The sequence below is a fragment of the Pannonibacter sp. Q-1 genome (genome assembly GCF_054073275.1).
In genome coordinates, this window is sequence record NZ_JBSXNB010000001.1 from 849,000 (window position 1) to 867,695 (window position 18,696).

An 18,696-nucleotide genomic window follows, 5' to 3' on the forward strand; every position below is an offset into this window, starting at 1 on the left:
AGGCCCATGGCAAGCTGTGCCGTAACCCAGACAAGTCCGGTTCATGATCATCTGTTCCTGCAATGTGTTGTCCGACAAGCAGCTGCGTCAGGCGGCCGAGGAGATGCGCGCAGATCCGGACGCCCGGCTGCCCACGCCCGGCGCCGTGTTCCGCAAGCTCGGCTGCCGGCCGCGCTGCGGCGGATGTTTCCCGAATGTCATTGATATCATTCACCAGAATGCCGATAAGGCTGTAACAAAAGCGGCAACGCCACTGGAAGGCGAACCAGAAGACCGCTAAAACTGACAAGCACCATTGAGAGAGAGGCTGCCATGAAGGGCGATACCAAGGTCATCGAATATCTGAACAAGGCCCTGCGCCACGAGCTGACGGCCGTCAACCAGTACTGGCTGCATGGCCGCCTGCTGGAAGACTGGGGCTTCACCAAGCTCGCCAAGAAGGAGCGCGAGGAATCCATCGAGGAGATGCAGCACGCCGACAAGCTGATCGAGCGCATCCTCTTCCTCGAAGGCCACCCGAACCTGCAGACGCTGGACCCGCTGCGCATCGGCCAGTCCCTGAAGGAATGCGTCGAGTGCGATCTGGCCGGTGAATATTCCGCCCGCGCCCTCTACAAGGAAGCCCGCGAAGTCTGCCACGAGGCCGGTGACTATGTGACCATGGCCCTGTTCGAGCAGCTGATGGGCGACGAAGAGAGCCACATCGACTTCCTCGAAACCCAGCTGGAGCTGATCGAGCGCATCGGCATCGAGCGCTACGGCCTGCTGCAGGCAGAGCCGGCGAACGCTGCCGAATAAGGCAGGCGGAACTCCACTGCATGTTTCAACCCCGGTTCCGGCCTGCGCCGGTGCCGGGGTTTTGCTTTGAACCGGGCAGCGAAAAGACGCGCCGGCCGCCAGGCCTGCCGTCCAAAGGCAGGGACTTCCGTCTCTCTCCGGCATGACCTAATCTGAAGGCGTCAAATCACCTTCGGGAACCTCTTTCCATGAATATCGACCTGCTCCGCCGCCTTTGCGAAACTCCGGGCGTGCCCGGCCATGAGCACCGGGTCCGTGCCCTCATCGAAGCCGAGATCAAGGATCTCTTCGACGAGGTGCGCACCGATGCCATGGGCTCGCTGCTGTGCCGGCGCGATCCGCGCAAAAAGTCCAAGTCGCCGCTCAAGGTGATGCTGCTCTGCCACATGGACGAGATCGGCTTCCTCGTCTCGCATGTGACGGACAAGGGCTTCGTCCATGTGCATCCGGTCGGCGGCTTTGATCCGCGCAACCTCTTCTCCCGCCGCGTGCTGGTGTCGACCGACAAGGGCGACTTCAAGGGCGTGATGAACCCCGGCGGCAAGCCGGTGCACATCTCCTCGCCGGAAGAGCGCAAGAAGGTGCCGGAGCCGGATGAATTCGTCATCGACATGGGGCTTGGCGAGAAGACGAAGGACATCGTGCGCATCGGCGACATGGTGACCATGGACGAGCCGTTCCTGGAGATGGGCGACAGCATCGTCTCCAAGGCGCTGGATAACCGCATCGCCTGCTGGCTCGGCATCGAAGCCATCCGTGCACTTGGCAAGGCCAAGCATGAATGCGAGATCCACGTGGCCTTCACGGCGCAGGAGGAAGTGGGCCTGCGCGGCGCCCGCACCGCCGCCTATGCCATCAAGCCGGACATCGGCCTCGGCATCGACGTGACGCTGGCCTGCGACACGCCGGGTGTGCCGGAGCAGGACCGCACCACGGTGATGGGTGGCGGTTTCGGCCTGCATGTGAAGGATGGTTCCTTCATCGCCGACCGGGCGCTGGTCAGCGAGATCGAGGACCTGGCCATCAAGGAAAAGATCCCCTACCAGCGCACCATGCTGCGCTCGGGCGGTCAGGATGGCGCAGCCGCCCAGCAGGCCGCCGCCGGGGCCCGCGCCGTCGGCATCGTCGTCGGCACCCGCTACATCCACACGGTCACCGAAATGATCGCCCGCAAGGATCTGGAAGCGGCCCGCGATATCATCGCGGCTTACCTCAAGAGCGTCTGATACCAAGGCTTTCGATGCCGACGCATCACGCCTTGAAATTGCTCAAGCGCCGCACAGGCTTAACCAACTCTCGATGAGTCAAGCTCATCGAGAGTTGGTATGATCCGGCACCAGCCGCAGCGGTGGCACGCTGCGGCTGGCTTGCCCGTTGCAGAGTTTTTCCGCTCCCCTGCCCGCATGGGGGAACTGACAAGCCTTGCCATGAACAACCACCGTGAAGTCCGCTGCCTCCAGGCAGGGGGCCCATTGGCCGTTGGATGAATGGCCGTATGTCTTCCCCCCTATAACCATTTTCTCTCTACCGGCATCCAGGACGCTTGCGGCATAAAATGTACCATTATGCGGTGCATATAAACCGCATTGCAGATTTTATTTGACCATAATGCGGTGCGTATGCATCATGATGCGGTATGAGGGGGTCATACATAGGAAATCATTGGATTGCCGCCGGGGGTCTGCCAGGGCTCCCGCGCATGGGAGGACTATCATGGTGAAGATCCGTGGGATCGAGTTCGAGGGGAACCTCGACAACAGCATGGGGCTGGAGTTCTACAACCTCAGCCACCGGTTCGGTTTCCAGTCGCCGAACTGGCCGTATTTCGAGGATGTGAAGATCGAACGCATCCACTACATGGCAAAATCCGGTGTGCTGTCGCAGCGCATCACCACCTCGATGCACAACACCACCCACATCGACGCACCGGCCCACGTGGTGGAAGGCACGCCTTTCATCGACGAAGTGCCGCTGCCGCATTTCTTCGGCTCGGGCCTTGTGGTGTCGATCCCCAAGAAGCAGTGGGAACAGATCACCTATGACGATCTGGAAAAGGCAGCAGGCAAGGCCGTGCGTCCGGGTGATGTGATCATCGTCAACACCGGCTATCACCACATCTACGAGGACAGCGAAGACTACTTCCTGCGTGCCCCGGGCTTCGTGCCTTCGGCAGCCGACTGGTTCATCGAGAAGAAGGTCAAAGTCGTCGGGCACGACACCCAGGCCAATGACCATCCGCTGGCCACCGCAATCGGCCCGCATGGCATCGGCCCGATCATCACCCACGTCGATCTTCAGGCCGAGTACAAGGAATGGTCCGGCGGGCGCGACTGGAAGGACGATTTCCCCGAATGGGAACCGGTGCACCGCAAGCTGTTCAAGGCAGGCATCCTCGGCATCGAGAATGTCGGCGGCGATCTCGACGCCGTGACCGGCAAGCGCGTGACCTTCGCCTTCTTCCCGTGGAACTGGGACCGTGGCGACGGCTGCATCATCCGCCTTGTGGCGATGGTCGACAAGTCCGGCGGCTACCGGATCGAGAGCGGCACGCCGTTCTGATGCGATGCTGAATGCTGCGCCGGGGGCTGCATGCCCCCGGCCCCCTTGCGGAACAGTCCGCAGGATGAAGCAGGAAGGGAGGCCTGCCCCATGCATGTAAAACGGTTTGCCGAAGCCAAGCCCTATGAAGCGCCCAATCATTGGGGTGTCGCGGGCTTGCGGCTGCAAGGATTCGAAGAAGGTGGCCCTGCGAACCAGTGGGTGGGCCTGAGCCAGTTCCTGCCGGGCGGCGGGGCCGGACCGGATTCGACGCCGGTCGAGAAGGTCTACGTCGTTCTGGACGGCGAGATGACCGTCATCGTTGACGGCACCGAGACGGTGCTGCGCAAGTTCGACAGTTGCACGATTGCCCCCCATGAAGTCCGCAAGATCGAGAACCGCTCGAACCATGTCTGCGTGATGATGGTGGTCATTCCCTATCCGAAGGAGGCCAAGTGATGTCCCTGAGCGATCCGCTTTCCATGTTTGACGTGAAAGGCAAGGTTGCCCTGATCACGGGAGCCTCCGGCGCCTTTGGCATGGTGGCCGCCCGTGCGCTGGCTGGGGCCGGCTGCCGCCTCGTGCTTGCGGCCGGCAATGCCGGAGCGCTGGCCGAAATCGCCGCCGAATGCCGCAGCAGCGGCGCGGAAGTGGCCGAAGTCAACATGCGGCCCGACAGCGAGGAAGCCTGCGCGGCACTGGCTGACAAGGCGGCCGAAATCTTCGGCGGGCTGGATATTCTGGTCGTCGCCTCGGGCATGAACAAGGTTGCCAAGATCGAGGACATGACGCCTGCCGACTTCACTTCCGTCATGGATGCGAACGTGACGCAAAGCTGGCTGATGGCACGGGCGGCGACACGGCACATGAAGGCGGGCGGCAAGGGCGGCAAGATCGTGCTGGTCAGTTCGGCACGCGGCCTGCTGGGCCATCCGGCCGGCTACACGGCCTATTGCGCCTCCAAGGCTGCCGTTGACGGCATCACCAAGGCGCTTGGCTGCGAGCTTGGGCCGACCGGCATTACAGTCAATGCCATCGCACCGACGGTGTTCCGCTCGCCGCTGACCGCCTGGATGTTTGAGGACACCGAGAACGCAAAGACCGTGCGGCAGGGCTTCCTGACCCGCGTGCCCAAGGGGCGTCTGGGTGAGCCGGAGGATCTGGCGGGGCCCCTGCTGTTCCTCGTTTCCCGCGCATCCGATTTCTACACCGGGCATATTCTTTATGCCGACGGTGGTTACACGGCGGGCTGACCGGTACCCATTGCACAGCGGCCTGGCGGCTGGACGTTTGAGGAGACGTCTCCTGCCGGGCCTGAAATGAAAGAAACTGGGGGACTGCAAACTTTGCTTGAGGAGGGCTTGCTGCCCGGCTTCACACACTCTTGGAGGAGGGGATGTGATGAGCATATCGAGACCAGACAGACGTCAATTTCTGCAGGTTGCATCGGCCACTCTGGCCGCACCCGCCTTTCTGCGCATCCGCAGCGCCAGAGCGGCCAGCCCCATTCGCATCGGGCTCGTCAGCCCAAAGACCGGACCGCTGGCTTTCTTCGGAGAACCGGATGACTTTGTCATCGGCCAGTTCCAGAGCGTTTTCGCCGCCGGAGTTGGAGGGCGGCCGGTCGAGCTTATCGTCAAGGACAGCCAGTCGAGTGCAGCCCGTGCGGCAGATGTTGCGTCCGAGTTGATCCTGCGCGACGAAGTCTCGCTGATCCTGTCTGCTGGCGGTCCGGACACCGTCAATCCGGTGGCTGATCAGGCTGAAGTGAACGGCATTCCGTCGATTTCCACCGCATGCCCGTGGCAGCCCTTCATTCTGGGCCGTGGATCCACGCCGGAAAAAGGCTTCGAAAGTACCTTCCTCTTTGGCTTTGGCCTCGAGGACCTGATCGCGGCCTATCTGAAGCTCTGGTCCGGCCTTGAGACCAACAGGAAGGTGGGCCTGCTTTTGCCCAACGACGCGGATGGCAACGCCTGGGGGGATGCTGCGTTCGGTTTTCCTCCGGCGTTGAAGGCTGCGGGCTATGAGGCCGTGGATCCGGGCCGGTATACGCCGATGGCTGAAGACTTCTCGGCGCAGATTTCCGCATTCCAGTCCGCAGGCGTTGATATCGTCATGGGCACGATGGTGCCGCCGGAGTTCCTGACATTCTGGGCTCAGGCCGCACAGAAGGGATTGAAGCCGAAAATTGCGACCATCGGCAAATGCCTGCTGCTGCCCGCAACGCTTGATGCGCTTGGCACGAGTGGGGACAGGCTGTCGACGGAACTGGCCTGGCACCCGGCCTATCCGTTCACATCCGCCACAACCGGCCAGACGGCAGCCGAAATCGCCTCCGCATGGACGGCGGCAACAGGGCGGCCATGGGTGCAGACGGTGGGGCTGAAGCATGCGCTTCTCGATCTGGCCGTTGATGTGCTCAAGCGGGCGGAAGATGCCGGAGACCCTGAGGCAGTCATCGCCGCAATCCGGGCAACCAATACCCAGACGACGCTTGGCACCGCCAACTGGGCGGCAAGCCCGATTGCCAATGTCGCAAGGGCCGGTGTGATGGGCGGGCAATGGCACCGGGACGGACAGAGCTATGGCATCGAGATTGCGGCCAATCCGACGGATTTGCCGATCCCGGTGACCCAACCCCTGCAGCCGCTCTGAGGGAGTGAGACAAGATGCGCTATGAAGAGAGAAATGACCTTCTGAAACCCGGCTATCTCGGTTTTGAAAGCGGCATCCAGCGTTACGGCGATGGTTATGTCACCATCGCTGCCCTGACGCGCATGCCGCATTGCCGGGCGAAAATGGTCCACTGGTGGTTCGGCTGGCTGGGCGGCACCGACCAGTACAAGCTCTGGCATCCCACGGATCACTATTTCTCCGATTGGGAAGACCGGGGTAACGGCGGCAATTACTATGGCGCCAAGCATCTCGTGCATGAATCCCTTGGCGGCTCAGGGCCGGTGCACAAGCTCAGGATCCATTTCCGTGATCCGCACGAGGTGTTTGATCCGGCAGGCTATGATGCCGTCGATGGCATTGCGGTCTGTGCAAGGCCCGGCTCTCTCGAAAACCCCGTCAATCTGGGTCACATGTGCCATTTCGTGCGCAACACCGACTATGGCTGCGAAATGCGCACGCGCTTCTGGTTCGGCGATGTGCACAGCCAGACCGAAGGCGAGGAACTGCCCGAACCGACGAAAGCGGGAATCCGGCAGGCTGCCCTGACAGACGAGTTCTGCCGGGGCTTGCACAAGCACGCCATCGAAGAAATGGGCTACCTCGCCGATCTGCTGCCGGTGCTCTACCGGCAGGTTACGGGGGATGCCACGTTCTGAAGTCCGTGCCTGGCGCGCATTTCAGAGCCCCTGATGTGAATGTGTCTTTGGGAGGAGACGGCATGAAAACCATCGTGACAGACAGGCGGAGCTTTCTGGCCGGAACAGCAGCGTTTCTGGCAGCTCCGGCGATCCTGACCCGCACACGCGCCTATGCCGCCGCGCCGGTGCTGAAAATCGGCCATGTCAGCCCCCGTACCGGAACGCTGGCCGGCTTTGCCGAGGCGGACGAATATATTCTGTCTGCCATCTCGAAGCAGTTTGCCGAAGGCATCGAGAACAACGGCAAACGCTGGCAGGTTGAGATCATCTCCAAGGACAGCCAGTCCAACTCGAACCGTGCAGCGGAAGTCGCCTCGGAACTGATCCTCAAGGACGAGGTAGACATCCTCGTCGCCGCTTCGGCACCCGATACGGTCAATCCTGTCTCCGATCAGGCCGAGATCAACGAGGTGCCTTGCATCACGACCGACTGCCCCTGGCAGCCTTACTATTTTGGCCGTGGCGGGACACCCGATAAGGGCTTTGAGAACACCTATCATTTCTTCTGGGGTCTGGAAGACGTGATCGCCGTGTTCCTGGCCTTGTGGGAAGAGGCTGGTGCCGGCAAATCGGTTGGCGGGCTTTTCCCCAACGATGCGGATGGCAATGCCTGGGGCGATGCACAGTTCGGGTTCCCCAAGGCGCTGGCTGACGCAGGCTATACGCTGACGGATCCGGGCCGCTACCAGCCCATGTCCGATGACTTCAGCAACCAGATCAACGCTTTCAGGAATGCAGGCTGCGAGATCGTCACCGGCAACATGATCCCGCCGGACTTTGGCACATTCTGGAGCCAGGCGGCGCAGCAGGGCTTCAGGCCGAAAGTTGTCTCGATCGGCAAGGCACTGCTGTTTCCTTCGGTGGTCGAGAGTCTTGGCGCACGCGGCATAGGCCTCAGCTCGGAGGTCTGGTGGTCTCCTACGCATCCGTTCAAGTCTTCACTGACCGGCATCAGCGCTGCTGATCTTGCCGGAGGCTATACGAAGGCCACGGGGCGGCCCTGGACCCAGCCGATCGGCTTCAAGCACGCGCTCTTTGAAGTTGCCGCAAATGTCATCTCGCGGGCCGAGGATCTGGAAGACCCGGCCGCCATCGTCAAGGCGATTGCGGCCACCAGCATGAACACGATTGTTGGTCCGGTCGACTGGTCGAAGGGGCCGGTGAAGAATGTCACCAAGACCCCGCTTGTTGGCGGCCAATGGCAGAAGGAAGGCGATGGTGTTGCGCTGAAGATCGTCACCAACCGCACTGCCCCCGAAATTCCGGTTACCAGTTCGCTGCAACTGCTCGGCTGACGGTACAGCGCAGGGACTTGTGCGCCTTGCGGTGAAAGGAAAACGTGATGGCAGCGATTCTGGAACTGGATGGGGTTTGCAAGGCTTTCGGCGCCGTGGTTGTCGCCGAAAGCCAGAGCTGGTCTCTGGAACAGGGGGAGGCGCTTGGCGTCATCGGGCCGAATGGCGCAGGCAAGACCTCGATGTTCAATCTCGTCACCGGTGCCCTGTCCACGGACCGGGGGGCGATCCGTCTGGACGGTAAGGATATTACCAAATGGCCGGCTGCGCGGCGCTGCCGGTCGGGCATTGCACGCAGCTTTCAGGTGCCGCAGCCGTTTTCCGGCATGACGATCTTCGAAAATGCCTATGTGGCGGCCACGCAAGGCGCGGGTCTGGCAGCAGAAGAGGCGGATGCCCTGTGTCTCGATGTGCTGGAGCGTACGGGCCTTCTGTACAAGGCGAATGCGCTGGCCGGCAGCCTGACGCTGCTGGAGCGCAAGCGGCTGGAACTGGCCCGCGCCATGTGCACCCGGCCCCGCGTGCTTCTGCTGGACGAAATTGCCGGCGGACTGACCGACAATGAATGCCAGGCACTGATCGGCACCATCCGGGATGTGCGGGCGACGGGTGTGTCCATCGTCTGGATCGAACACGTGGTGCATGCGCTGATGGCCGTTGCCGACCGGCTGATCGTCATCAACTTTGGGCGCAAGATCGCCGAGGGCAATCCGCAGGAGGTGATGGACAGCCGGCAGGTCAGGGAAATCTATCTGGGGATTGAAGCCCATGGCTGAGACGCTTCTCGATATCAGCGGGCTTGATGCCCACTACGGCGACTTTCAGGCCCTCTATGGTGTGGACATGAACATTGCCCAAGGTGATGTCATTGCCGTCATAGGGGCGAATGGCGCGGGCAAGACGACCTTGATGCGCGCTGTCACGGGGCTCCTGAAAAGCCACCCGGATGCAATCCGCTGGAAAGGGCAAGCCATCGGCGCGTTGCGGGCTGATCAGGTGGCCGCGCTCGGCATTGCCCTCGTGCCGGAGGGGCGGCTGCTTTTCCCGTCCTTGAGTGTCGAGGAAAATCTCGTCATTGGCGGACAGCTAAAGCGCAAGGGGCCCTGGAACCTCAAGCGCATCTACAGCCTGTTTCCCATTCTCGAAGAGCGCCGCCATGTGCAGGCGACGGCGCTTTCCGGCGGACAGCAGCAGATGGCCGCCATCGGCCGGGCGCTGATGGCGAACCCGGAGCTCATCATGATGGACGAGATCAGCCTTGGCCTGGCACCCGTCATCATCAAGAGCATCTACGAAACCCTGCCCGGCATCGTGGGCGAGGGATTGACCGCCATCATCGTCGAACAGGACATCACGAAGGCTCTGGCCGTTTCCGGCCGGGTCTATTGCCTGCAGGAAGGGCGCGTCTCGCTGTCCGGCCTGTCGGCAGAGGTGTCCCGCGATGATATCAGCCGCGCATACTTCGGGGTGTAGGACATGGATCTCTGGCTCGACCCGATCATTCAGGGCATTCTGCTTGGCGGCCTTTATGCGCTGTTTGCGGCAGGCCTCAGTCTCATCTTTGGCGTCATGCGCCTCGTCAACATCGCCCATGGCGATCTGATCGTGCTGTCAGCTTATGTGGCGCTCACCACATCGCTAAGCCTTGGCCTGCATCCGCTGGCCGCGCTCCTCCTCGTCATTCCGTTCATGGCGGCGGCGGGTTACGTCCTGCAGCGGCTGCTGCTCAACCGCACGATGGGCGGAGATATCCTGCCCCCGTTGCTGGTCACCTTCGGCCTGTCGGTCATCATTCAGAATGCGCTGCTGATGGGCTATTCAGCTGATCCGCAGAAGCTGAAGGCCGGGGCGATTGAAACGGCGAGTGTGACGCTCGGGCCGGTTTCTGCCGGTGTCCTGCCGCTGATTGTCTTTGCAACGGCCGTAGCCGTGATCGGCGGGCTGCAATGGATGTTCTACCACACGGCACTCGGCCGGGCCTTCCGTGCGACCTCCGACCGGCAGGACATCGTGCAGCTGATGGGCATCAACCGCGCGCATGTCTTCGGGCTGGCCATGGCGCTTGCCCTTGCGGTGACGGCGCTGGCCGGTGTCTTTCTCGGCATCCGCACATCCTTTGATCCGGCAGTGGGCGGCTCGCGGCTGATCTTCGGCTTCGAGGCGGTCATCATCGGCGGGCTCGGCAATATCTGGGGCACGCTGGCCGGCGGCGTCATTCTGGGCGTTGCGCAGACGCTGGGGGCTAAAATCGACCCCGGTTACCAGGTGCTGGCCGGGCATCTCGTCTTTCTCATCATTCTTGCCATCCGCCCGCGCGGCCTGTTCCCGAGGATCGACTGATGCCGGACATGAAGCTTCAGGTCTCCCGCACCACGCGGCTGTCCGCCATCTCCATGGCGCTGCTTGTGCTGCTGATCCTCGTCATGGCCTGTGCGCCCTGGTGGGCAAGCCGTGCTTACATCAGGCTTCTCGGCGAGATATCGCTCTACATCGCGCTGGCCTCCCTGTGGAACCTGCTCGCCGGCTATGCCGGGCTCGTTTCCGTCGGCCAGCAAGCCTATGTGGGGCTCGGCGGCTATGCCTTCTTCGCGCTGACGCTGCTGGCAGGCTTTCATCCTCTGACCGCGCTCATTGTTGCACCGATGATCGGCGCTCTGCTGGCTGCGCCTGTCGCGGTGCTGATCTTCCGGCTGCGCGGCGCCTATTTCGCCATCGGGACCTGGGTGGTGGCGGAAGTCTTCCGCCTGACTGCAGCACAGTTATCGGCACTGGGCGGCGGTTCCGGCATCTCATTGCCCGTTTCAGTGGTCAATGCGCTTGCTGAGGGACGTTTCCTGCGTGAGGCAGTTGCCTACTGGCTGGCTCTCGGGGTTGCGGTTCTCGTTGTTGGAACCGTCTTCCTGTTCCTGCGGTCACGGCGCGGTGTGGCGCTCATGGCCATCCGGGACAACGAACTGGCGGCAAGATCGCTCGGCATCGATATCTGGATGACGAAATTCACCGTCTATCTGGTTACGGCAGCGCTCACCACGCTGACAGGAGCCCTGATTTTCCTGCAGAAACTGCGTGTGTCGCCGGATGCTGCCTTCTCTGCCAATGACTGGACGGCCTTCGTCATCTTCATCGTCGTCATCGGCGGCGTTGGCACGATCGAGGGGCCGATTATCGGCACGCTGATCTATTTCGCCTTGCGCGAAACACTCGCCGATCTGGGCACGGTCTATCTCATTGCCCTTGGAGCCGTTGCTATCGTCATCATGCTGAAAGCACCCACGGGCGTCTGGGGTCTCATTCGCAGACGCCGCGGCCTGGAGCTGTTTCCCATCAGCCGCCGTGTGCAGGGGCTGATGGGAAAGCGGAGCTGACCAGCCTGTCTATGCCTCTGTGCTGCCCATCAGGACAAGCCTGCTCACACACCACGGCCTGTGCGGGTACCGGAATGGCTCCGGCCGCCAACAGGCTTGCCATCGGGCGGCGGGCACGTATACTCGCGCTGCTTCCAAACCGGACTGCGGGATGAAACGGCCGTGACACTGGCACCTTGCATCGCAAACATGACTGGCACCGCGCATGAGCTTTGCGCGCGCCGTTTTGCCGTGCGCCGTCTCCGCAACACCGCCGCGCAGGGCTCCGCCTGCGGACGATTTAGCCGCTCGGCCTGAGCCGGGCGCACGCAGCTTTTTCGCACCTGCCCAGCTTCCGGCCGCCATCAGGCCTGCCGCCCGCCACATCCCTGTGGCTTGGCTGTGGCATCGCCTGCCTTTTCTGCTAAAAGACCCGCAATCCTTGCATTCGCCTCAAGCCCGTGGCCCGCTCCGGCGGCCACAGCCAACCAACGACCGAAGAGCTCATGTCCGATATCGACACCCTGTACTCCGAGATCTCCGCAGCCATTGCTGCGGCGGCAACCGAGGCCGCCCTTGAGGAGGTGCGCATTGCCGCCCTCGGCAAGAAGGGCAGCATCTCCGAACTGATGAAGACGCTGGGCTCAATGAGCCCGGAAGAGCGCCAGAGCAAGGGCCCGGCGCTGAACAGCCTGAAGACCCGCGTCACCGACGAAATCGCCGCCCGCAAGGAGGTGCTGAAGGAAGCTGCCCTTGAGGCGCGCCTGGCCAGCGAGCGGGTGGACGTGACCCTGCCGCTGCGGGCCGCCCCTGCCGAAACGGGCCGCGTGCATCCGATCGCGCAGGTGATCGACGAGCTGACCGCCATCTTCGCCGACATGGGCTTTGCCGTTGCCGAAGGCCCGGACATCGAGACGGACGAGCTGAACTTCACCGCGCTGAACTTCCCGCTCGGCCACCCGGCCCGCGACATGCACGACACGTTCTTCTTCAACCCGAAGGAAAACGGCGAACGGCTGCTGCTGCGCACGCACACCTCGCCGGTGCAGATCCGCACCATGCGCACGCAGACCCCGCCGATCCGCGTCATCATCCCGGGCCGCACCTACCGCTGCGACAGTGACCAGACCCACACGCCGATGTTCCATCAGGTGGAAGGCCTCGTCATCGACAAGGGCAGCCACATGGGCCACCTGAAGTGGATCCTCGAAGAATTCTGCAAGGCCTTCTTCGAGGTGAACGACATCAAGATGCGCTTCCGCCCGTCGTTCTTCCCCTTCACCGAGCCGTCCATGGAAGTGGACATCCAGTGCGACCGCTCCGGTGCTGAAGTGAAGTTCGGCGAAGGCAACGACTGGCTGGAAATCCTCGGCTGCGGCATGGTGCATCCCAATGTCATCCGCAACTGCGGGCTGGATCCGGACGAGTATCAGGGCTTTGCCTGGGGCATGGGCATCGACCGCATCGCCATGCTGAAATACGGCATGCCGGACCTGCGCGCCTTTTTCGATGCCGATGTGCGCTGGCTGAAGCACTACGGCTTCCGCCCCCTCGACCTGCCGACCCTGTTCGGCGGCCTGTCGAGCTGAGACCTGATTTTCTGACTGCGCCGGGCGCCCCTTCGTGCGGCAGCCTGGCGGCAACAAGATGAGATTGCACCGATGAAATTCACCCTGTCCTGGCTCAAGGAGCATCTGGAGACCGAGGCAACGCTGGACGAGATCGTCGAGCGCCTGACCATGATCGGCCTCGAAGTCGAGGAAGTCACCGACCCGGCGGCAAAGCTCGCGCCTTTCCGCATCGCAAAGGTCGTCTCCGCCGAGCAGCACCCGAACGCGGACCGCCTGCGCGTGCTGAAGGTGGACAATGGCTCCGGCACCCTGATGCAGGTGGTCTGCGGCGCGCCCAATGCCCGCACCGGCCTTGTCGGCGTGCTGGGCCTGCCGGGCGACTATGTGCCTGGCCTCGATGTCACCCTCTCCGTCGGCAAGATCCGCGACGTGGAAAGCTTCGGCATGATGTGCTCCGAGCGCGAGCTGGAGCTGTCGGAGGAGCACAACGGCATCATCGACCTGCCGGAAGATGCGCCGGTCGGCATGTCCTATGCCGATTATCTCGGCCTCAATGATCCGGTGATCGAGATCGGCCTGACGCCGAACCGTCCGGACTGCACGGGCGTCTATGGCATCGCCCGCGATCTGGCAGCGGCCGGCCTTGGCAAGCTGAAGGAGCGCAAGATCACCCCGGTGCGCGGCAGCTTCCCCTGCCCCACGAACGTGACGCTCGACTTCGGCGATACGGAAGCCCTGTGCAAGGCCTTTGGCCTGCGGCTGGTGCGCGGCGTGAAGAACGGCCCCTCGCCGAAGTGGATGCAGGACCGGCTGAAGGCCATCGGCCTGCGCCCGATCAACGCGCTGGTGGACATCACCAACTACATGACCTTCGATCAGGCCCGCCCGCTGCATGTGTTCGACGCGGCCAAGGTTGCGGGCAATCTGGTGGTGCGCCGGGCGAAGGAGGGCGAGGAAATCCTCGGCCTCAACGGCAAGAGTTATCAGCTCGACGGCAGCATGTGTGTCATCGCCGATGACAAGGGCGTCGAATCCCTTGGCGGCATTCTGGGCGGCGAGCATTCCGGCTGTGACGAGACCACCGTGGACGTGCTGATCGAATCGGCCCTTTGGGACGAGAACGGCATTGCCCGCACGGGCCGCAAGCTCGGCGTCAACACCGATGCGCGCTACCGCTTCGAGCGCGGCGTTGATCCGGACTTCATGATCCCCGGCCTTGAGATGGCGACGCAGCTGGTGCTCGACCTGTGCGGCGGCGAGGCGTCCGAACTCGTCACCACCGGCACCGTGCCGGAGAACGTGCGCATCATCGAATTCCCCTATGCGGAAGTGAAGCGCCTGACCGGGCTGGAGATTTCCAAGGTGGAAATCAACATGATCCTGAAGGCTCTCGGCTTCTGGGCCACCGGTCAGGGCGATGTGGTGCGCGTTGCCCCGCCGAGCTGGCGTCCAGACATCGAAGGCAAGGCGGACCTTGCCGAGGAAGTGGTGCGCATTGTCGGCCTCGACCGTGTCGCCCCGGTGCCGCTGCCGCGCTCCGGCTCTGTCGGCGCCAAGGTTCTGACCACCGGCCAGATCCGCCGCTCCCGTGCCCGCCGCACGCTGGCCGCGCGCGGCATGGACGAGGCGGTCACCTGGTCCTTCATCTCCAAGGATCAGGCGGAAGCCTTCGGCGGCGGCAATCCGGCGCTGGAACTGGCCAACCCGATTTCGGCTGACCTTTCCAACATGCGCCCCAGCCTGCTGCCGGGCCTCATCGCCGCTGCCCAGCGCAATGCCGACCGTGGCTTTGCCGATGTGGCGCTGTTCGAGGTCGGTCAGGTCTTCATCGATGACACGCCGGAAGGCCAGCGCATGGTGGCTGCCGGCATCCGCCGCGGCACCGCCAAGATGACCGGCGGCGGCCGCCACTGGACGGGCGCAGCCGGCAGCGTCGATGTGTTCGATGCCAAGGCCGACGCGGAAGCCGTGCTCGCCGCCATCGGTGCGCCGGTGGACAAGCTGCAGGTCTACACAGATGCACCGGGCTGGTTTCATCCGGGCCGCTCCGGCGCGCTGAAGCTGGGTCCGAAGGTGGCGCTGGCCGTGTTCGGCGAGATCCATCCGCGCACCCTCGGCCTGATGGATGCGGAAGGCCCCATGGTCGGCTTCGAGATCCATTTCGACGCCGTGCCGGAATCCAAGGCCAAGGCAACCCGCTCCAAGGGCGCGCTGGATGTGGCCGACCTGATGCCGGTGCGCCGCGACTTCGCCTTCGTGGTGAATGCGGATGTGAGCGCCGACAAGCTGCTGAAGGCGGCCAAGGGCGCTGACAAGGTGCTGATCAGCGACGTGGCGCTGTTCGACATCTACGAAGGCGCAGGCGTCGGCGAAGGCAAGAAGTCGCTCGCCATCGACGTGACCCTGCAGCCCAAGGCCAAGACGCTGACGGAAGAGGAAATCGAGGCCGTGGCGAAGAAGATCGTCGCTGCTGTCGAAAAGGCCACCGGCGGCACGCTGCGCGGCTGACCGGGATAGTCCCTGAGATAAAAGACCCCGCCGGAGACCGCTCCGGCGGGGCCTTTGTTTTGAATTTAGCCAGCTAAATGAACCTGGCTTTCACGCCACCAGTGCCGCATCCACAATGATCTGCGGGCGGCCCTGGGTGCAGGGTTCGATCCGGGCTTCCACCTTGTAGACCTCGCGCAGCATGGCTGGGGTGATGACCTCCTGAACTGCGCCGCTGGCAACCAGCGTGCCTTTGGCAACCACCATGGCGTGGTCGCAGTAGCGCATGGCATGGTTGAGGTCATGCAGGGCAATAAGCACGGCCATGCCGTCGCGGGCAGCGAGGCTCTTCATGAACTGCAGCACCTCGATCTGGCGGAAGAGATCCAGCGCTGACGTGGGCTCGTCCATCAGGAGCACGCGCGGCTTGCGAACCAGCGCCTGGGCGATGGCCACCAGCTGGCGCTGACCGCCGGAAAGCTGGCCAAGATCACGGAACGCCAGGTCGGTGATCTTGAGCGCATGCAGCACCCGGTCGATTTCCGCCAGTTCGCCCGCTTCCACCTTCCAGGTTCCGCCCTGCTTGGCGGCAAGAAGCACGGATTCATAGACCGTCAGCACCGCATTGGCACCCGTATCCTGCGGCATGTAGCAGACCGGCTGGTCCAGATTGTCCGCACCGCTCACGTGCACCACACCCTCTCCCTTGAGGAGCCCGGCAATGCGCTTGAACAGCGTGGACTTTCCCGCCGCGTTGGGGCCGATGACAGCAGTCAGTGCGCCGCCGTTGATGTCACCCGTGGTGATGCCGGAGAAAACGGTGGCCCGGCCGTATTTCGCGCCGAGCGTCTCAAGCCTGACGCTTACCATGCCTTCCTCCGGTTGGTGAAAATGAGGGAGAAGAAGAAGGGAACGCCAACCAGCGCGGTGATCACGCCGATGGGCAGGATCGCCCCCGGCAGCAACACCTTGGAGACGACCGAGGTGGCCGACAGCAGCAGAGCGCCGCACAGGATCGAGGCGGGCAGGAAGAAGCGCTGGTCCTCCCCCACCACCATCCGGGCGATATGCGGTCCAACCAGACCGACAAAACCGATGGTGCCCACGAAGGACACCGGGATCGCAGCCAGCAAGCTGACCAGCAACAGCGTTTCCAGCCGGAGGCGCTTGACGTTGACACCGAAGGAGGCAGCCTTGTCATCACCAAGGCGCAGGGCCGTCAGTGCCCAGGCCTGACGGGCAAAGAGCGGCGCACAGAAAAGGAGAACAGCCCCCGTGACCGCCACCTTGCTCCAGGTGGCTTTGGTGAGCGAGCCCATGGTCCAGAAGACGACCGCCGCAAGCGCCTGTTCGGACGCAAGATACTGCATCAGCGCCAGAAGCGCATTGAAGGTGAAGACCAGCGCGATGCCGAGCAGGATGATGGTTTCCACCGTCACGCCGCGCAGGTTCGAGGCACCATAGATGAACAGCGAGGCCAGCATCGCCATCAGAAAGGCGTTGATGGGCACCATGTAATGCAGCGCTGCCGGAAAGATCGCAACCCCACCCACCAGCGCCAGCGCTGCGCCGAAACCGGCAGCGGCGGAGATGCCCAGCGTGAAGGGACTGGCCAGCGGATTGGCGAGGATCGTCTGCATCTGCGCCCCTGCCAGCGACAGGCAGCCGCCGACGGTCACCGCCATCAGCGCGATCGGCATGCGGATGTCCCAGATGACGACCCGGAGCTGATCGGACACGGTGGACGGGCTGACGATGGCGGAGATCACCTCGCCAACGGTGTAGCGGGCAGGCCCAAGGCCCATGTCGAGGGCAAGGCTGAGAAGCAGAGCGCCCAGCATGGCACCGAGAAACAGAAGGCGCCGGGCGGCAAGAGCGCGGTACTGCGCACTGCCCCCGGCCGCAAGCTCTTCATCCACCATGACTGCCATGGATGACACTCCCTCAAGAATGCGGCCCGGCGCCGCGCAGGATGCAAGGGCGCCGGGCATGAGACGGGTGCGGGCGGTTAGCCGGCGGACTTCAGCGAGGCGAAGTAGCCCGGACGGTAGTCCACCGGCAGGAAGCGGTCATGCAGCTCCTTGAAGGTTGCATCCGCATCGAGATCCTTGAACAGCTCCGGATGCAGCCACTTGGCCATCTGCTGAACGGCCACGAACTGATAGGGGCTGTTGTAGAACTGGTGCCAGATGGCGTGGACATTGCCCTCCTGGACGGCCTTGATCCCGGTGAAGGCCGGGCGCTGCATCAGGTTGCCCAGCTTGCGCACGGCATCCGTCTGGTCCGCACCCGGACCGACGCCGACCCAGTTGCCGCCCGGGACGTAAAGCTCCCAGTTGGAACCGGTGACGATGATCTGATCCGGGTTCGAGGCAATGATCTGTTCCGGATTGACGGTGCCGAAGGTGCCGGGAATGAACTCGGTGCCCATGTTCACGCCGCCGGCCAGTTCCACCATCTTGCCGAAGTTCTCGTTGCCGAAGGACATGCAGCAGTCTTCGCTGTAGCCACCCGCGCGCTCGACGAAGACGAGCGGCTTCTTCAGATCAGCCGCCTTCTCCAGCGTCTCGGTGACCTTGGCGATCTGCGCCTGACGGAAGGCCACGAACTCTTCGGCACGGTCTTCCTTGCCCAGCAGCTGGCCGATGATATGCATGGAGGCATCGGTGTTCTGCATCGGCTTTTCGCGGAAGTCGATGTAGACCAGCGGAATGCCGACCTTGGCCAGCTTCTCGATGTAACCGGCTTCTTCGGTCGCCGACTTGGCTTCCGTGTTCATGATGATCACGTCGGGCTTCAGCGCCACGGCCTGTTCAATGTCGAAGGTGCCGTCCTTCATGCCGCCGAAGGTCGGGATCTTGTCCATCCCGGGGAACTTTTCGAGATAGGCGTTGTAGCCGTCGAGATCCGCCTTCTTGAAATCGTCCCGCCAGCCGGCAATGCGGCCAAACGGATCTTCCGTATCAAGAGCGGCGACGAAATAGATCTGGCGGCCTTCGCCGAGAATGACGCGTTGTGCAGGCACGGATACTTCGACTTCACGGCCTGTTACGTCGGTGATCTTGATCTTTTCGGCTGCAATGGCGCCTGAAACCAGGGCGAGCGAAGCCATCGCGGCAAAAGCCACGTTCTTGAACTGCATCACGATTGCATCTCCTGACGGAAAATATAGACGAGCACTATTTTTTATGACTTTCAAAGTCAACTTTTATCTTTGGGGCTGACATAGATAGCGTTTTCAGTTTTACTTGAACCACCAGTTTTGCAGGACGCTGACGAGATTGGC

Annotated in this window: 18 protein-coding genes; 15 read left to right on the forward strand and 3 right to left on the reverse strand. The window is 62.8% G+C overall.

Annotated features, from left to right (window positions below):
• Positions 1-43 precede the first annotated feature (43 nt).
• From ACVNHC_RS03880 to pheT, 15 genes are all read left to right on the forward strand, one after another.
• Complete coding sequence (locus ACVNHC_RS03880) at positions 44-280, forward strand: (2Fe-2S)-binding protein (RefSeq protein WP_019963466.1); 237 nt, start codon at positions 44-46, stop codon at positions 278-280.
• A gap of 32 nt (positions 281-312) precedes the next feature.
• Positions 313-798: a bacterioferritin gene (bfr, locus tag ACVNHC_RS03885; protein WP_050474555.1), complete on the forward strand. Its 486-nt coding sequence runs from the start codon at positions 313-315 to the stop codon at positions 796-798.
• Positions 799-986: 188 nt separating this feature from the next.
• Positions 987-2,024 (forward strand): M42 family metallopeptidase, encoded by a 1,038-nt coding sequence (locus tag ACVNHC_RS03890; RefSeq protein ID WP_019963468.1) that lies wholly within the window; start codon positions 987-989, stop codon positions 2,022-2,024.
• 487 nt (positions 2,025-2,511) lie between these two features.
• The gene (locus ACVNHC_RS03895; RefSeq protein ID WP_058898063.1) at positions 2,512-3,357 is read left to right on the forward strand and encodes a cyclase family protein; all 846 of its coding nucleotides are present in this window, start codon (positions 2,512-2,514) and stop codon (positions 3,355-3,357) included.
• 90 nt (positions 3,358-3,447) lie between these two features.
• A complete protein-coding gene (locus tag ACVNHC_RS03900; protein ID WP_457166475.1) occupies positions 3,448-3,795 on the forward strand; it encodes a cupin domain-containing protein in 348 nt (115 codons plus the stop codon).
• Complete coding sequence (locus ACVNHC_RS03905) at positions 3,795-4,589, forward strand: SDR family NAD(P)-dependent oxidoreductase (RefSeq protein WP_058898065.1); 795 nt, start codon at positions 3,795-3,797, stop codon at positions 4,587-4,589. The genes ACVNHC_RS03900 and ACVNHC_RS03905 overlap by 1 nt, the downstream gene beginning before the upstream one ends.
• A gap of 148 nt (positions 4,590-4,737) precedes the next feature.
• Positions 4,738-5,994: an ABC transporter substrate-binding protein gene (locus ACVNHC_RS03910; RefSeq protein WP_457166476.1), complete on the forward strand. Its 1,257-nt coding sequence runs from the start codon at positions 4,738-4,740 to the stop codon at positions 5,992-5,994.
• A 14-nt stretch (positions 5,995-6,008) separates the two neighbouring features.
• A complete protein-coding gene (locus ACVNHC_RS03915; protein WP_457166477.1) occupies positions 6,009-6,671 on the forward strand; it encodes a DAPG hydrolase family protein in 663 nt (220 codons plus the stop codon).
• 74 nt (positions 6,672-6,745) lie between these two features.
• On the forward strand, positions 6,746-8,008 hold the full coding sequence (locus ACVNHC_RS03920; protein WP_457166493.1) for an ABC transporter substrate-binding protein: 1,263 nt from the start codon (positions 6,746-6,748) through the stop codon (positions 8,006-8,008).
• A 47-nt stretch (positions 8,009-8,055) separates the two neighbouring features.
• The gene (locus ACVNHC_RS03925; protein ID WP_050474548.1) at positions 8,056-8,784 is read left to right on the forward strand and encodes an ABC transporter ATP-binding protein; all 729 of its coding nucleotides are present in this window, start codon (positions 8,056-8,058) and stop codon (positions 8,782-8,784) included.
• Positions 8,777-9,481 carry an ABC transporter ATP-binding protein gene (locus ACVNHC_RS03930; RefSeq protein ID WP_122519211.1) on the forward strand — a complete coding sequence of 235 codons (705 nt, stop codon included), beginning with the start codon at positions 8,777-8,779 and terminating at the stop codon, positions 9,479-9,481. Before ACVNHC_RS03925 ends, ACVNHC_RS03930 begins: the two co-directional genes overlap by 8 nt.
• 3 nt (positions 9,482-9,484) lie before the next feature.
• Positions 9,485-10,348, forward strand: coding sequence for a branched-chain amino acid ABC transporter permease (locus ACVNHC_RS03935; protein ID WP_094463483.1), 864 nt, complete (start codon positions 9,485-9,487; stop codon positions 10,346-10,348).
• Positions 10,348-11,373, forward strand: coding sequence for a branched-chain amino acid ABC transporter permease (locus ACVNHC_RS03940; RefSeq protein ID WP_457166478.1), 1,026 nt, complete (start codon positions 10,348-10,350; stop codon positions 11,371-11,373). Before ACVNHC_RS03935 ends, ACVNHC_RS03940 begins: the two co-directional genes overlap by 1 nt.
• 485 nt (positions 11,374-11,858) lie before the next feature.
• A complete protein-coding gene (gene pheS / locus ACVNHC_RS03945; protein WP_457166479.1) occupies positions 11,859-12,941 on the forward strand; it encodes a phenylalanine--tRNA ligase subunit alpha in 1,083 nt (360 codons plus the stop codon).
• Positions 12,942-13,013: 72 nt separating this feature from the next.
• Entirely contained in the window at positions 13,014-15,431 is a 2,418-nt protein-coding gene (gene pheT / locus ACVNHC_RS03950; protein ID WP_457166480.1) for a phenylalanine--tRNA ligase subunit beta, read from the forward strand.
• A gap of 90 nt (positions 15,432-15,521) precedes the next feature.
• On the opposite strand, the gene ACVNHC_RS03955 is transcribed toward pheT, so the two are convergent.
• From ACVNHC_RS03955 to ACVNHC_RS03965, 3 genes are all read right to left on the reverse strand, one after another.
• Positions 15,522-16,280, reverse strand: a complete 759-nt coding sequence (locus ACVNHC_RS03955; RefSeq protein WP_094463480.1) for an ABC transporter ATP-binding protein — start codon at positions 16,278-16,280, stop codon at positions 15,522-15,524.
• Positions 16,274-17,341 (reverse strand): FecCD family ABC transporter permease, encoded by a 1,068-nt coding sequence (locus tag ACVNHC_RS03960; protein ID WP_050474541.1) that lies wholly within the window; start codon positions 17,339-17,341, stop codon positions 16,274-16,276. Before ACVNHC_RS03960 ends, ACVNHC_RS03955 begins: the two co-directional genes overlap by 7 nt.
• 77 nt (positions 17,342-17,418) lie before the next feature.
• The gene (locus ACVNHC_RS03965; RefSeq protein ID WP_050474540.1) at positions 17,419-18,552 is read right to left on the reverse strand and encodes an ABC transporter substrate-binding protein; all 1,134 of its coding nucleotides are present in this window, start codon (positions 18,550-18,552) and stop codon (positions 17,419-17,421) included.
• Between the last annotated feature and the right edge of the window lie 144 nt (positions 18,553-18,696).